Annotated in this window: 16 protein-coding genes; 13 read left to right on the top strand and 3 right to left on the bottom strand. The window is 43.4% G+C overall.

The features are described 5' to 3' along the window. Positions 1–151 precede the first annotated feature (151 nt). Positions 152–475, bottom strand: a complete 324-nt coding sequence (bolA, locus tag BDE27_RS02560) for a transcriptional regulator BolA (RefSeq protein ID WP_099132485.1) — start codon at positions 473–475, stop codon at positions 152–154. A 261-nt stretch (positions 476–736) separates the two neighbouring features. Between bolA and BDE27_RS02555 the strand changes: the two genes are divergently transcribed. The 9 genes from BDE27_RS02555 to BDE27_RS02515 all read left to right on the top strand — a co-directional run bounded on the left by BDE27_RS02555 (position 737) and on the right by BDE27_RS02515 (position 10611). Beyond that, positions 737–1315, top strand: coding sequence for a lipoprotein (locus BDE27_RS02555; protein ID WP_099132484.1), 579 nt, complete (start codon positions 737–739; stop codon positions 1313–1315). A gap of 71 nt (positions 1316–1386) precedes the next feature. After that, positions 1387–2916, top strand: a complete 1530-nt coding sequence (gene ampG, locus BDE27_RS02550; RefSeq protein WP_099132483.1) for a muropeptide MFS transporter AmpG — start codon at positions 1387–1389, stop codon at positions 2914–2916. Between the two features lie 276 nt (positions 2917–3192). Beyond that, entirely contained in the window at positions 3193–3960 is a 768-nt protein-coding gene (locus BDE27_RS02545; protein WP_099132482.1) for a nucleoside-specific channel-forming Tsx family protein, read from the top strand. A 350-nt stretch (positions 3961–4310) separates the two neighbouring features. Then, positions 4311–5276, top strand: a complete 966-nt coding sequence (gene cyoA / locus BDE27_RS02540) for a cytochrome o ubiquinol oxidase subunit II (protein WP_099132481.1) — start codon at positions 4311–4313, stop codon at positions 5274–5276. A 4-nt stretch (positions 5277–5280) separates the two neighbouring features. Then, positions 5281–7263 (top strand): cytochrome o ubiquinol oxidase subunit I, encoded by a 1983-nt coding sequence (cyoB, locus tag BDE27_RS02535; protein ID WP_099132480.1) that lies wholly within the window; start codon positions 5281–5283, stop codon positions 7261–7263. Then, entirely contained in the window at positions 7263–7874 is a 612-nt protein-coding gene (locus BDE27_RS02530; RefSeq protein WP_099132479.1) for a cytochrome o ubiquinol oxidase subunit III, read from the top strand. The genes cyoB and BDE27_RS02530 overlap by 1 nt, the downstream gene beginning before the upstream one ends. Beyond that, positions 7874–8206 (top strand): cytochrome o ubiquinol oxidase subunit IV, encoded by a 333-nt coding sequence (locus BDE27_RS02525; RefSeq protein WP_074019286.1) that lies wholly within the window; start codon positions 7874–7876, stop codon positions 8204–8206. The genes BDE27_RS02530 and BDE27_RS02525 overlap by 1 nt, the downstream gene beginning before the upstream one ends. Positions 8207–8218: 12 nt before the next feature. Then, positions 8219–9103: a heme o synthase gene (gene cyoE, locus BDE27_RS02520; protein WP_099132478.1), complete on the top strand. Its 885-nt coding sequence runs from the start codon at positions 8219–8221 to the stop codon at positions 9101–9103. A 140-nt stretch (positions 9104–9243) separates the two neighbouring features. After that, a complete protein-coding gene (locus BDE27_RS02515) occupies positions 9244–10611 on the top strand; it encodes an MFS transporter (RefSeq protein ID WP_099132477.1) in 1368 nt (455 codons plus the stop codon). Between the two features lie 79 nt (positions 10612–10690). Here the strand turns inward: BDE27_RS02515 and BDE27_RS02510 are convergent, their stop codons facing one another. Then, the gene (locus BDE27_RS02510) at positions 10691–11182 is read right to left on the bottom strand and encodes a YajQ family cyclic di-GMP-binding protein (RefSeq protein ID WP_074022857.1); all 492 of its coding nucleotides are present in this window, start codon (positions 11180–11182) and stop codon (positions 10691–10693) included. Between the two features lie 126 nt (positions 11183–11308). On the opposite strand from BDE27_RS02510, the gene panE reads away from it, so the two are divergent. Next, positions 11309–12220, top strand: a complete 912-nt coding sequence (gene panE, locus BDE27_RS02505; RefSeq protein ID WP_099132476.1) for a 2-dehydropantoate 2-reductase — start codon at positions 11309–11311, stop codon at positions 12218–12220. Continuing rightward, positions 12183–12779 (top strand): protein deglycase YajL, encoded by a 597-nt coding sequence (gene yajL, locus BDE27_RS02500; RefSeq protein ID WP_099132475.1) that lies wholly within the window; start codon positions 12183–12185, stop codon positions 12777–12779. The genes panE and yajL overlap by 38 nt, the downstream gene beginning before the upstream one ends. Positions 12780–12862: 83 nt before the next feature. Here yajL and thiI read toward each other — a convergent pair whose 3' ends face one another. After that, on the bottom strand, positions 12863–14311 hold the full coding sequence (gene thiI, locus BDE27_RS02495) for a tRNA uracil 4-sulfurtransferase ThiI (protein ID WP_099132474.1): 1449 nt from the start codon (positions 14309–14311) through the stop codon (positions 12863–12865). 254 nt (positions 14312–14565) lie between these two features. Between thiI and xseB the strand changes: the two genes are divergently transcribed. Next, a complete protein-coding gene (xseB, locus tag BDE27_RS02490) occupies positions 14566–14823 on the top strand; it encodes an exodeoxyribonuclease VII small subunit (protein ID WP_099132473.1) in 258 nt (85 codons plus the stop codon). 4 nt (positions 14824–14827) lie between these two features. Beyond that, positions 14828–15745, top strand: coding sequence for a (2E,6E)-farnesyl diphosphate synthase (gene ispA, locus BDE27_RS02485; RefSeq protein ID WP_099132562.1), 918 nt, complete (start codon positions 14828–14830; stop codon positions 15743–15745). Positions 15746–15852: the final 107 nt, after the last annotated feature.

The raw sequence follows: 15852 nt of genomic DNA, 5'->3' as shown, positions 1-15852 counted from the left end.
GTTGCTCAATGACTACGTCACAATATTGTTTATGATGATACTGTTTATGCAATATGCATATAAACAAAAATACAGCCCGAAGGCTGCTGGCTAAAATTAAATCCAGATTAATAAAATAGAGACAAACAAGCTATGAGATTAACTCGAAAAATCACAAGATTGATGTCGTTGTACTTCCACCGCGACATGCCGGAGAGGCCAGAACAGTGTCTGCTAGTTCTGTCCACTCCTTCTCCGTATAAGTATGCAGTGCCAAAGCATGTACACCTTCCTCTAATTCTTTAGCCAAGACGCTATATACTGAGCGGTGACGACTAAGCATTCTTTGTTCAACAAATTCATTGCTTATGATAACAATTTTAAAATGGCTTTCAGAACCCGCTGGCACATTGTGACGATAACTTTCATCGGTCACTTCCAGATGAGAAGGCTTAAATGCCGCCTGTAACTTTGTTTCTATTTCTTGACGAACCATCCCATTCTCCTAAATCACCAAAGGTTATTTATCAACCACGTCATTGATTTTAGATTATTTCCCGTGATTTATAACATCGGGGTAACCAAATATCCTTCACAGAATTTACGTCAGGTATTTCCCTCGATATTTCAAATCATGTTTCAATCATCAGGGATATGCCGCTACCCATGGCGATGCTATGATTACGGCGGTTTAAACTACGGTTTAAATTATCAGTATTAATATTGAGTATCCGAATCTTGAATTGAGAAAACCTACATGCTAAAGAAAATATTTATTCCATTGATTACGCTTTTCTTTTTATCTGGCTGTGCAGACTCAGGTAACACATTAGCCATTCAGCCTAAAATTACCCTACCACCAACAGATCCAACCATGAAAGCGATCACAGTCAGTATTAGTGGGGTCGACCAGCGTCAATCTCAAGCCCTGGCCCAAATTAATCGTAATGCGCGATTAGTTACCTTGGTTCCTTCCCGTGATTTACGCTTTTTACTACAAGAAGCACTGGAAAAACAAATGGTGGCTCGCGGCTATATGATTGGCTCTCCCGCCAATGCCAATTTGCAGGTCGTTGTAAATCAACTCTACGCCAATGTGAAAGAAGGCAGTCTTCGTCATGATATTTCAGCCAAAGCTGAAATCTCTATCATTGCTTATGCTCAAGACGGTAGTAAACAAATCAAAAATTATCGTACCAGCTACAATGCTCAGGGACCATTGGCAGCAACAAACACAAAAATTGCTGATGCAGTCAATACTGTCTTATCTGATGTGATCGCAGACATGGCTCAGGATGCGTCAATCAGCACCTTTATCAAACAAAACGTCCACTAACAGGATAATGAACAAACTTTCTGCCTAATTCTGACAAAATTAGATAATATGCAGAAAGTTTTGGGAGGCCCATGACTAACCACCGTTATTTAAACCTATCTGCATTACGCAACTATCGAACTCTTCTATTACTAGGCTTTGCCTCAGGTCTGCCTCTTGCGCTCACGGCTGGAACGTTACAAGCATGGATGACTGTCGAAAACGTCGATATCCGAACTATCGGTTTTTTCACTTTGGTTGGTCAAGCCTATGTTTTTAAGTTTCTCTGGGCACCCACAATGGATCGATATACTCCCTCCTTTTTAGGACGCCGCCGGGGGTGGATGCTCGCTACTCAACTTTTATTGATCGCCAGTATTGCAGCAATGGGGTTCCTACAACCTTCCCAGCATTTATGGTGGCTTGCTGCATTGGCTGTTGTTGTTGCATTCTTCTCAGCTTCCCAAGATATTATTTTTGATGCCTATAAAACCGACTTGTTATCACAGGAAGAACGAGGCTCAGGTGCCGCCATTTCTGTACTGGGTTATCGGTTAGCTATGCTGGTTTCTGGTGGATTGGCTTTGTTACTCGCCACCTATATTGGCTGGCAAAATATGTATTGGGTTATGGCTGGCCTGATGCTGATCGGCGTTTATGCCACGCTTATAGCCAAAGAACCAGAAATCAATACCGCACCACCAAAAACATTACATCAGGCGGTATTCGAGCCATTGTTTGATTTTTTCAACCGCAACAATGCCTGGCTTATCCTGCTACTGATTGTATTGTACAAACTGGCAGATGCTTTTGCACTCTCACTCAGCACACCTTTCCTTATTCGTGGTGTCGGTTTCAATCCGGCCGAAGTCGGTATGATCAACAAAACCCTCGGACTCGCTGCAACCATTGTCGGTGCATTGTACGGCGGTTATTTGATGCATCGCTTGAGCTTGTTCCGTGCCCTGATGATCTTTGGCATCCTTCAAACTGTTTCAAACTTCGGTTATTGGATACTTGCCATTACCCCTAAAGACATCTACCTAATGGGTTCGGCGATTTTTCTGGAAAATATCTGTGGCGGCATGGGAACAGCGGCTTTTGTTGCTCTTCTAATGACCTTATGTAATAAATCATTTTCAGCAACACAGTTCGCGTTGCTTTCTGCATTATCAGCAGTTGGCCGAGTTTATGTTGGCCCAGTAGCAGGATGGTTTGCAGAAGCTTATGGTTGGCCAATGTTTTATCTATTTTCTGTTATTATCGGATTGCCGGGGCTTGTATTGTTGTTTATCTGCCGTAAAACACTGGCTTATACCGAGAAAAATGATGACTTTCTGCCTCGAACACTATTCAAGAACGCTTATAAATTTGCCTTTACTATCATGATATTGGCCGCCTTGATATTTATAGTTTGGTTAATTATCAGCAGCGTACTGTTTATCATCATTCATTTAGTTTCTCTGGTATACACTATGTCGCCAGAATACATGCTATATCTGCATGAAATCAGTGAATGGATATCCCCACTGTTATCCTGGAGTGTAATCATTGGAACCTTGGGCTTTCTTTTAGGTGGAATATTAGATTATTTGGCTTTAAAGAAAAGTCGGCTCGCTTAGTTTAATGTTCCCATTCAACATTTTTTCACTCCTGTCTACAGCAGAAGGTTGACAAAGCTCAACCTTCTGTCACCAGTTTATATTGCTGGCTTATTTGGTTTATATAGTGACAAACTTCACAAGAAGAGTAAAAACCTACAATTATGTGGCCTGAAAAACATTTTTTCAAAGTGGAATTATTTATATTTGAACTAACAAATATTATTATTTGAACGCATATTATTTCGAACTATTCGAAATATCGTTAACCACCTTAAAACCATATAAAGGGAATTTATGAAAAGACGTATTTTGACACTCACCGCAGTTGCCGCAGCTTTAGTTTCTGCTTCAGCCAGTGCGGAATACCAGTGGGGGTTCGGCAATGTCAGCATGAACTACCTTGACTGGAGCAAGCATACCACTCATAAAACCGGACAAACCTCACATAAGGATGATTTTGCTTATTTAGAACTGGAAGGTGGAGCAGGATTTAGCTGGGGCGAACTCTATGGTTTCGCTGATTTAGAGAATCCTTTTAACAGTAAAACAGCCCAACCGGGTGATAACCAACGTTATACTTTCAAGACAACAGGCCGTTTCTATCTGGGTGAAACAGGTTTTAACCTTTATGGCCATGTTTATGGAACCTATTCATTACCAGGCAAAGCAAATGGTGGAAACTTCCATGAAGTCAATACACTCTATGGATTAGGCTATAATGCTAATATTGCAGGCCTGTGGTTCAAGCCTTTTGTCGCATTGCATTATGTTGACCAAACTTTTTATTCAGGCAATAACGGTTATGTCGTAGGCTGGGTTGCAGGATACGATTTCAACCTTTGGGAGCAAAAATTCAGTGTTACAAACTGGAATGAAATTGAATTGAACCGCAATGAACGCTACGGCAACGGCGGACGTGAAGGCATTAATGGCGCTATCGCATTATGGTGGACTCCACATCCTTCTTTTACCACCGGGGTTCAGTACCGTTATGCGGATAACAAACTGGGAGAAGATTTCTTGCAGGATGGTATTGTTTACAGTGTAAAATATAATTTCTAATAATTAATTTAATCGGTGAGCAGCCTGATGCTGCTCATTGAAACCAATAAATAATAGTTATCCTATCGATAACAAAGCATAATTTTGGATTTTTTCTTTGATTTTTACCAAAGTTTTTCCTTGTATAATAGCGAGTTATTTGAAATTAATTGTCTATTTTGATTTTTTGGTTAAGATAACTAACCGAAATTAACGTTTTGTTAAATTTAGAATCACATGTGATCCCTCTAACATAAAAAGCCCACAAGCCAACCTGCTTCTATTACAATTGTTTACACTCCGGTAACCTTACCGTAGAATGCCCGCACTGATGAAACGACAATAAAGCTTTTGTTATCTGGGGTCGCTCAATGAGACTTATGAAATACAAAAAAACTATTGGGTTATCGTCATTACTCGCAGCCACCTTAATGCTAAGTGGTTGTGATATGGTATTGATGAATCCCAAAGGGGCGATCGGCGTCGAACAAAAAACGCTGATACTAACAGCGTTTGGTTTGATGCTGATCGTTGTTATACCGGCTATTGTAATGGCAATCATTTTTGCCTTACGTTACCGGGAAGCCAATAAATCTGCAACTTATCGTCCAAACTGGGCACACTCAAATAAAATTGAGCTTGTCGTTTGGACTGTGCCTATCCTGATTATCATCACCTTGGCGACGATTACATGGAAAACGACGCATGAACTCGATCCATATAAGCCATTGGACAGTGATGTAAAACCGGTGACAATTGAAGTTATTTCCCTTGACTGGAAATGGCTATTCATCTATCCGGAACAGGGTATCGCAACTGTAAACGAAATCGTATTCCCTAAAGATGTTCCAATTAACTTCAAAATCACCTCAGACTCTGTGATGAACTCTTTCTTCATCCCACAGTTAGGTGGTCAGATTTATGCAATGGCGGGCATGCAGACAAAATTGCACCTGATTGCTAACTCAGCGGGTAAATACGATGGATTCTCAGCAAGTTACAGTGGTCATGGCTTCTCAGGCATGAAATTCACTGCAACAGCGACTGATGATCGTGCAGGTTTTGAAGAGTGGGTGCAGAAAGTGAAAGCATCACCGAAAACCCTGGATACCGTACAAGCATTCAATGACTTGGCTAAACCTAGCCAAAACAATCCCGTTGAATACTTCTCAAGCGTGAAACCAAAACTGTTCCAAGAGACTATCGCCAAATTCATGGGTGACATGGGCCATGGTGGTATGCATGGTATGGCAGGTCACGGCAAAACAGAACATGGTGAAGCTGCGGGTCATAATATGAATATGAGTCAGCCGGCTCATTCAGGTGTTGAGGAATAAAGGCATGTGGGGAAAATTAACACTGGATGCGGTCCCATTACATGAACCCATTATTGTGGTGACATTACTTGGGATCTTGCTTGGGGGACTGGCAGTTGTTGGTTCCTTGACTTATTTCCGTAAATGGAAATGGCTTTGGAGTGAATGGTTAACCAGCGTTGACCATAAGAAAATTGGTGTCATGTACATCGTCGTTGCCATGGTGATGATGCTCCGTGGTTTCGCTGACGCCATCATGATGCGTGGACAGCAAGCCTTAGCTTCCGCTGGTGAAGCCGGTTTCCTACCCCCGCACCATTATGATCAGATCTTCACCGCTCACGGCGTTATCATGATCTTCTTTATGGCGATGCCTTTCGTTGTCGGCCTGATGAACATTGTTGTTCCTCTGCAAATCGGCGCACGCGACGTTGCATTCCCATTCTTAAACTCTTTGAGCTTCTGGTTATTTGTTGTCGGTGTCGCACTGATCAACATCTCTCTGGGAGTGGGTGAGTTTGCACAAACCGGTTGGTTGGCATACCCGCCTCTATCCGGTCTGGAGTACAACCCAGGAGTCGGTGTTGACTACTGGATATGGAGTCTTCAGCTCTCTGGTGTCGGTACATTGCTGACCGGTGTTAACTTCTTCGTGACCATCCTGCGTATGCGTGCTCCAGGTATGTCCATGATGAAAATGCCAGTCTTCACTTGGGCTTCACTGTGCACCAACATCCTTATTATTGCTGCGTTCCCAATCCTGACAGTAACCGTCGCGTTGCTAACCCTGGATCGTTATCTGGGCACCCATTTCTTTACCAACGATATGGGCGGCAACATGATGATGTACATCAACCTGATCTGGGCTTGGGGCCATCCTGAAGTTTACATTCTGGTCCTACCTGTCTTCGGTATTTTCTCCGAAGTCACTGCAACCTTCTCGAAAAAACGCCTGTTTGGTTATACCTCACTGGTGTGGGCGACAATCGTTATTACTATTCTGTCGTTCATCGTATGGTTGCACCACTTCTTTACCATGGGTTCCGGCGCGAACGTTAATGCCTTCTTTGGTATCGCCACGATGATTATCTCCATCCCAACTGGGGTTAAGATCTTCAACTGGCTGTTCACTATGTACCGTGGTCGTATTGAATTCAAAACCCCAATGCTGTGGACTGTTGGCTTCTTGGTTACCTTCTCCATTGGTGGTATGACGGGTGTTCTGCTGGCAGTACCAGGTGCAAACTTCGTTCTGCATAACAGTCTGTTCCTGATCGCTCACTTCCATAACGTTATCATCGGTGGTGTGGTATTCGGCTGTTTCGCTGGTACTACTTACTGGTTCCCGAAAGCATTTGGTTTCACGCTGAATGAGAAATGGGGCGTCCGTGCATTCTGGTTCTGGATCACGGGTTTCTTCGTTGCCTTTATGCCGCTGTATGCGCTGGGCTTCATGGGCATGACTCGTCGTCTGAGCCAGGATATCAACCCAGAATTCCACCCTATGCTGGTTGTTGCAGCAGGCGGTGTTGTTCTTATCGCTCTTGGTATTCTGTGTCAGGTTATCCAGTTCTACGTCAGTATCCGTGACCGTGAGCAGAACCGTGATCTGACCGGTGATCCATGGGGTGGCCGTACTCTGGAATGGTCAACTTCATCTCCACCTCCGTTCTATAACTTTGCGGAAGTTCCACACATCCAGACTCGTGATGCGTGGTGGGATATGAAAGAAAAAGGCACTGAATATAAGCGCCCGGCGAAATATGAAGAAATTCATATGCCTAGAAATACCAGTGCAGGTGTGATCATCAGTGCTTTCTGTCTGACCTTAGGCTTTGCTTTGATCTGGCATATCTGGTGGATGGCTATTGCAAGCTTCGCTGGCATCATCATCAGTTGCATCGTGAAAAGCTTTGACGAAGACGTTGATTATTACGTTCCTGTAGCTGAAGTCGAGAAAGTTGAAAATCAGCGTTATGAAGATCTGAGAAAGGCAGGTGTGAAATAATGTCGACTCAAACCCTTAACAACACAGCCGCCCATGATGCTCATGGGCACCACGATACAGGAGCCAACAAGATATTTGGCTTCTGGGTCTACCTGATGAGTGACTTGATTCTGTTTGCAAGTCTGTTCGCTACCTACGCAGTGTTAGTTAACGGCACTGCGGGTGGCCCGTCTGGTAAGGATATTTTTGAACTGCCATTTGTACTGGTAGAAACCTTTTTGCTGCTATTTAGTAGTATCACCTATGGTTTCGCCATGCTGAGCATGAACAAAGGTAAAGCTGGTCAGGTTAATTTGTGGCTATTCATTACCTTCCTGTTTGGCCTTGGCTTCGTTTCAATGGAAGTTTATGAATTCCATAAACTGATCCTAGAAGGCTTTGGCCCTGACCGTAGTGCGTTTCTGTCTGCCTTCTTCGCACTGGTTGCCACTCACGGTCTACACGTAACCTGCGGTCTGATTTGGATCGTCATCCTGATGATTCAGGTTTCACGCCGTGGCCTGACTGATGTGAACCGTATGCGTCTGAACTGCCTGAGCCTGTTCTGGCACTTCCTTGACGTTGTATGGATCTGTGTATTTACTGTCGTTTATCTGATGGGGGCTATGTAATGAGTCATCCAAATACTTCTCATTCCGGCGCAAGCCACGGTAGCTTCAAAACCTATCTGATTGGTTTTGTTCTGTCAGTCATACTGACCGTGATCCCATTCTGGATGGTGATGGATGGCACTGCTTCACACAGCACAATTCTAGTGACAGTAGTCGCTATGGCTGTTATTCAGATTTTTGTTCATTTCATCTGCTTCCTGCACATGAATACATCGTCTGAAGAGCGTTGGAACCTCGTTGCCTTAATATTCACATTAGTGGTCATCGCTATCGTTGTTGTTGGCTCCCTGTGGATTATGTACAACCTGAACATCAATATGATGGTTGATTAAGGGTTGATTTGAATGATTAAGCAATACCTGCAAGTGACCAAACCAGGAATTATTTTCGGAAACCTAATTTCTGCGATTGGTGGTTTTCTACTCGCTTCCAAGGGCGTAATAGATTACCCCTTGTTCTTTGCAACGATGGCCGGGGTATCGCTGGTGGTAGCATCAGGTTGTGTATTCAACAACTATATCGACCGCGATATTGACCGTATCATGGAAAGAACGAAAGAAAGAGTCCTTGTGAAAGGGCTTATCGATCCGAAAATCAGCCTGATTTACGCCTCAGTGTTAGGTATTGTTGGCATAGTGCTGCTTTATGTAGCGGCCAATGTCTTAGCAATGCAGTTAGCTCTCATCGGGTTTATCGTTTATGTTGGGGTTTATAGCCTCTACATGAAAAGAAAATCTGTTTATGGCACGCTGGTTGGTAGCTTGTCAGGTGCCGCACCTCCCGTGATTGGTTACTGTGCAGTAACAGGGCATTTTGATACAGGCGCGTTGATCTTATTGCTGATCTTCAGCCTGTGGCAAATGCCCCACTCTTATGCCATTGCTATTTTTCGGTTCAAAGATTATCAAGCGGCCAACATCCCAGTATTACCCGTGATTAAAGGTATTTCCGTCGCGAAAAACCACATCACTCTGTATATTCTGGCCTTTATGGTTGCCACTTTGATGCTGACCATCAGTGGTTATGCGGGTTATAAATACCTTATCGTAGCTGCCGCAGTGAGCATCTGGTGGTTGGGTATGGCATTATCAGGTTATAAAACCTCTGATGACCGTATTTGGGCCCGTAAGTTATTTCTGTTTTCTATCGTCGCTATCATGTCATTAAGCGTCATGATGTCTGTAGATTCAACGGCATCTCCAGAAAACCTACTGACTTACGTCTGGTAATATTTAGATGGCAGGGTAAACCCTGCCATCTTTTTCCTTTCTTTTATCTCTATTCGATGACAACTTATTCGGTTACAAACGCTTCTTTTTCGTTTGTTCTCACCTAATTGAAATGTCATACCAGATTTTTTGAGGTATCCATGAACGATAATAAAATGACTCCGCTTGAACTTCGGGCAACATGGGGCTTAGGTTCTGTTTTCTCCCTGCGCATGTTAGGCATGTTCATGGTTCTGCCTGTTCTGACGACCTATGGTTTAGCGTTACGTGATGCGACTGAAGCGCTTATTGGAATTGCCATTGGCATCTACGGCTTAACACAAGCAATATTCCAGATCCCATTTGGGCTTCTTTCAGACAAAATTGGCAGAAAACCTTTAATCATCGGCGGGCTTCTTATTTTTGCGTTAGGCAGTGTTATTGCCGCCTTAAGCGACTCTATTTGGGGAATTATTATCGGGCGAGCCTTGCAAGGCACAGGGGCAATATCCGCTGCTATCATGGCATTACTTTCAGACTTGACCCGTGAGCAGAATCGAACAAAAGCAATGGCATTTATCGGCATTAGCTTTGGCATTACATTCGCTTTTGCAATTGTCGTCGGCCCTATTATCACCCACCAAATCGGTTTAAATGGCCTATTTGGAGCAATTGCAATCCTTGCTGGCTGCGGAATACTTATCACACTGTTTGCTGTACCAAATACACACAAGCATTTATTAAATCGTGAGTCAGGTATCGCACGCGGCAGCTTCAAACGTGTGCTTTTCGATCCCCAACTAATCAAACTCAATTTTGGTATTCTCTGCCTGCATACCTTATTGATGTCGAGCTTTGTTGCCCTTCCCCTGATTATGGAAAAAGTGGGCTTTCCTCCACAACAACACTGGAAAGTGTATTTAATTACTACACTTATCTCTTTTGTCGCCGTTCTGCCTTTCATTATTTACGCAGAAACAAAACGTCGCATGAAACAGGTATTTTTGCTGTGTATAGGTATGCTATTCATCGCTGAAACCGTTTTATGGTCTCAGGGATCGCATCTCTGGGGGATCTTTGCAGGCATTCAAATTTTCTTCCTTGCATTTAATATCATGGAGGCCATCTTGCCTTCACTCATCAGCAAAGAAGCACCTGCGGGTTACAAAGGCACTGCTATGGGCGTTTACTCTACCAGTCAATTCCTTGGCGTTGCTTTGGGAGGTTTCCTTGGGGGAATACTTTACGAATGGCAAGGTGCATCACTCGTCTTTATGGGAGGCATCGCGCTGACCGCACTCTGGTTTATTATCAGCCTGACCTTACAGCAACCACCCTATGTCAGCAGCATCAGGCTTATTTTGCCAGAACAACTAAGCAACGCTGAAGTTTTGGAGAAAAAGATATTGGCGCAAGCTGGTATAAAAGATGTTGTCATCGCACTAGAAGAACACAGTGCGTATATCAAAGTCGATACTAAACTAACCAATCGCAAACAGTTAGAACAACTTGTATTATCCCATAAATAGCTTGAGTATTTATAACAAGTACGGTGTTACCAGACACCGTACTATGATTAATTATTCACTATTAGAATAATAACGGAAATTAATCGCGGAAATTAGTAAACTGGAAAGGCTGCCCCAATTCTGCACCACGAACCAATGCAATAACACTTTGCAAATCGTCGCGTGCCTTACCAGTTACCCGCACTTGCTCACCCTGAATTTGAGCCTGTACTTTCAGCTTACTGTCTTTAATCAGCTTCACAATCTTTTTCGCTAACGGCGTATCGATACCTTGCAGTAAGGTCGCTTCTACACTGTACGTTTTGCCGCTATGAACCATATTTTCAGGAATGTTGATTACAGAGCCATCAATTCCACGTTTAGCAAACTTTTCACGCAGAATATCGACGAGTTGGTTCACCTGAAAATCAGATTCACTGGCAATTTTGATCGATTCATTCTTTTCGTTTAATTCAAAACTCGCGGGGACGTTACGAAAATCCCAACGGTTACTTAACTCCCGCTGTGCGTTCTCTACTGCATTGCGCACTTCTTGCATATCAACTTCAGAAACAATGTCAAATGATGGCATTACCCGTCACCTCCAGCTAATCAATAAATCGGCATGATAACCGCTTTCCATTATTGGCAAAAGCTCTATACTCGGGAAGTTCAGCGATCTTTTTGCAACTACCCTATTTTCAGATCAGGAAGAAATATGAAAATAACCGTTCTTGGTTGTGGCGCTATCGGTAAACTGTGGCTTGCCGCCCTATCCCAACAAAATCATAGTGTTCAGGGATGGCTAAGGGTTCCACAGCCTGTTATTTCCGTCCAGATCGAAAACTTTAATGGCCAGGTTTTTAATCAACAATTTCCTGCCAACAGCGAAAAACACCTTGCTGAAAGTAAGTTACTCCTCGTTTGTTTAAAATCGTGGCAAGTTTCCGACGCAATCAATCACCTTGCTGACAAACTTCCTCCCCATTGCCCAATCCTGTTATTACATAATGGAATGGGAACCCAAGAAGAATTCAGGTCTTTACCCAACCCCATTTTACTTGGCGTAACTACGCATGGAGCCTATCGAAAAAATAGTATTGTGCATTATAAGTCACAAGGGATGACTCACATCGGTGCCATAACCGCCAATGCCGCCAAACTCAGCAATCTGGCCGATATTTTACACAGTGCCCTGCCCGATGTAGCATGGCACAATGAAATACATGCTATCAGTTGGATGAAACTTGCCGTCAACTGTGTCATTAATCCCCTTACCGTCATCTATGACTGCAAAAATGGTGACTTACGGCATCATCAGACACAAATTCAGGCATTATGTGGCGAAATTTACCAAGTTATGGAACATGACAGTATCCATACAACCAAACAAACATTGATTGATTACGTTATGAACGTGATTGAGCAAACCTCTGAAAATTACTCATCCATGCTGCAAGATATAAGGGCACAGCGACATACAGAAATAGACTACATTACCGGTTTTTTAATGCGTCGGGCTCGTGTTCACGGTTTGTCAATTGCAGAAAATACCGCTGTTTATCATTACATTAAACGCAAAGAGGAAGAATATGAGCGCCTCAGCCCTTATTTGTCTCGCCCACGGTAGTGAAGAAACCGAGGCTGTCACAACGATTGATTTACTCGTTAGGGCAGGGGTTAATGTTACCGTAGCCAGTGCGGAAACCGATGGTTCCCTCACATTAACCTGCTCACGCGGCGTCAAAATCGTTGCTGATGTCCCCTTGGTTAATGTCGTTGACGAAGATTTTGATGCCATTATTCTGCCGGGAGGAATAAAAGGCGCAGAATGTTTTCGTGACAGCTTACTGGTAGTAGAAAAAATTCGAACCGCACAAAGTCAGGGGAAAATCATTGCGGCAATCTGTGCTTCTCCGGCCATTGTATTGGAATATCATCAACTTTTTCCTGTCGGAAATATGACTGGCTATCCCAGTATGCAAGATAAGATTGCACCAGAAAAATGGATTGATAAACGAGTTTATTTTGACGAAAGGGTTAACTTACTGACCAGCCAAGGACCTGCCACAGCTTTTGACTTTGCCTTGAAACTGATTGAATTGTTGAAAGGAAAAGAAAAAGCCGCAGAAATTGCCGCCCAACTCGTTTTACCACCCGGTATTAATAATTACCAAAACATTCAATAATCATCTCACCTTATAAAGGTGAGATACAACATAGGCTGCCTATCGGATCAGTTCCGCAAGCAGCCTGGTTCCTTAAGAACACATTAAGGCCGATATACCTTCACATTGTCGAAGCCTTGTTCTCGCAGATAAAGTGCCTGTAAACGACTCATCACACCACGCTCACAATAAAGCAGATAAGTTTTTTCTTTCGGCAAATCACCAAACTGAGTGCCCAGTTTATAGAAAGGCAATGACTGAGTTTCAATACCCTCTATATTTAACGGACGATTATCCTGTTCATCGGGGGAACGGATATCCAATAACACATCATTAGGGGAAAGTGCAGATACCATTTCCACTTCCACCACTTGCTCACTGGATTGCTCCGCAATTTGGCGAATATCCAGATTCTGGGCTTCACTAACCACGCGTTCTAAGATCTCAAAGTCAAAATTGTTTTCCTCTGCTTCAATTTTGGCTTTAACGGCTTTCACTGTCGGGCTTTTTGATATCACCCCACAAAATTCCGGCATAGTGCGGGCAAAATCTTCAGTGCCAATCTCACGGGCCAGCTTAATAATGTGCTCTTTATCATGGGAAATCAGGGGACGGAGGATCAACGTATCTGAAACATTGTCAATCAACCTTAGGTTAGTCAAGGTCTGGCTGGATACCTGCCCCAGAGCCTCACCGGTTACAATCGCCTGTACACCATAACGTTCTGCAACCCTGGAAGCCGCTCTGACCATCATTCTTTTCAGCACAACCCCCATCTGCCCGTCATCAACTTTTTCCAGAATTTCAGCCACGACAGGTTCAAAATTAACAGCAACGAAACGGACTTTATGCGAGCTGCCAAACCGGTTCCACAAATAATGGGCAACCTGCTTTACGCCAATTTCGTGGGCTGCGCCACCAAGATTAAAGAAACAGTAGTGCACACGGCAGCCTCGACGCATCAGCATATAGCTGGAAACGCCGGAATCAAATCCGCCGGAAATCAATGACAGAACATCTTCCTGTGTACCGATAGGAAACCCGCCAATCCCTTCATGACGGGCTTTAACCAGAATCAACTTATCCTGATCAATTTCCAGATTCACGGTGACATCAGGCTTAGTCAGTTTCACCTTGGCTGATTCAATATGTTGATTCAAGCCGCCACCAACATAGCGTTCAACTTCATTGGATGTAAAATTGTGTTTACCACGGCGCTTTGCGCGAACACAAAATGTTTTACCATGCAGTAAATGGCCGTAAGTTTCATAGGCCTGCTCAAAGATATGATGCAGATCACGAAAATCCCGCTCTTCTACTTGCAGGATATGGTGGATACCTGGAATGCGTGTCAGTGCGTCACAAATTTCCGCACCAAGGTTATCATCCTTAACCCGAACTTCGATATTATCCCAATGGCGAACAACAGCAATGCCTTCTCCGAAGGTCTTCAACACATTGCGGATATTGCTGGCAAGAATTTTAATAAAGCGTAACCGAACGGTCTGGCTTTTAATCGTAATTTCTGGGAATAATTTAATGATAAACTTCATAGTAAGATATAGTAGTCATTCAATGTTGAACTATCATCAACAACATCAATGATTGTTCTTAAGTGTTCAGTTGGATAGGGCGCAGAGTATAACACCATCTGGCTTATCACCTGTAAAAAATCGACCGCAAAAACCGATTATAAAAAAATAGTGGTAACACATGATTTATTTTTCTTGGTGTAGTAGGGTACTCTGCAATTCTGTAACGAACTTGCTTTGCTGTAATTCGTTAAATAACCATATGTTAAGTCATTATGTCTAAAGCAAATCAAACATCAGCAACCGAACAAATCCCAGCATTCGAGACCTCTCTTAAAGAGCTGGAAGAAATTGTGATTCGGCTGGAATCCGGGGAACTCCCATTAGAAGATGCGTTGAATGAATTTGAACGTGGTATTCAACTTGCAAGACAAGGACAGAAAACGCTTCAACAAGCGGAGCAACGAGTGCAAATTTTACTGAACCATGATGCACAATCGCCTCTTGATGAATTTTCGTCCGATGCTGAGTAAATTTATGTCTGAACAATATAAGGCTCCTTTTGAAGAAAAATTGCTCGCTTGTCAGCAACATACTAATGACAAACTGATGGCAATATTTGCTTCATTGCCCTTTTTAAACAGCCCATTAGGTACAGCAATGCAATATGGTGCAGTACTGGGTGGAAAACGGCTGCGTCCATTTTTAGTTTACAGCGTGGGAGAAATGTTTGGCCTCCCCAAAAAGAGTCTTGATGCCGCAGCCATCGCGATAGAGTGCATCCATGCCTATTCATTGATCCATGATGATTTACCCGCAATGGATAATGACGATTTACGTCGTGGGCAGCCCACCTGTCATATCAAATTTGGTGAAAGCCAGGCTATTTTAGCCGGTGATGCATTACAATCACTGGCCTTTGAGATTTTGGCAAAACAGGATATGCCCAATGTGGCCTTATCCGATCGTCTTGCCATGATCGCTGAACTGGCAAGCGCCAGTGGCTTTGCCGGCATGTGTGGCGGGCAATCACTGGATTTGGAAGCAGAAGGTAAACAGATCGATCTCGCTTCACTGGAACAGATCCACCGACATAAAACAGGTGCACTAATACGCTCATCCGTTCGATTGGCTGCTTATAGTGCAGGACAACGGGGCCGTGAAGTACTGCCTTTGCTGGAGCGATATGCCCAAGCCATCGGTCTGGCATTTCAGGTACATGACGATATTCTGGATATCATTGGCAATACTGAAGTGATTGGTAAGCGTCAGGGCAACGATCAGCAGCTCGGCAAAAATACTTATCCTGCATTATTAGGTTTAGAACAAGCCCAACAAAAAGCCAGGGATCTGTATGAAGAAGCGCTCATTGCCCTTACAGAACTGGAAAAACGGTCATATGACACCGCAACCTTGAAGAAATTGGCTGGTTTTATCATTGAGAGAAACAGCTAAAAAACCGGTAAAGCGCCTTATGGGGTGAACCCAGAAATTACATACTGATAATAACAGGGTTCTTAATATTCAACTTCTAACGGATATAGCATTTTACACAGGCATAG

It is taken from the genome of Xenorhabdus ehlersii (genome assembly GCF_003610465.1).
Taxonomy (GTDB): Bacteria; Pseudomonadota; Gammaproteobacteria; order Enterobacterales; family Enterobacteriaceae; genus Xenorhabdus; species Xenorhabdus ehlersii.
This window is presented reverse-complemented; position numbering and strand designations above follow the sequence as displayed.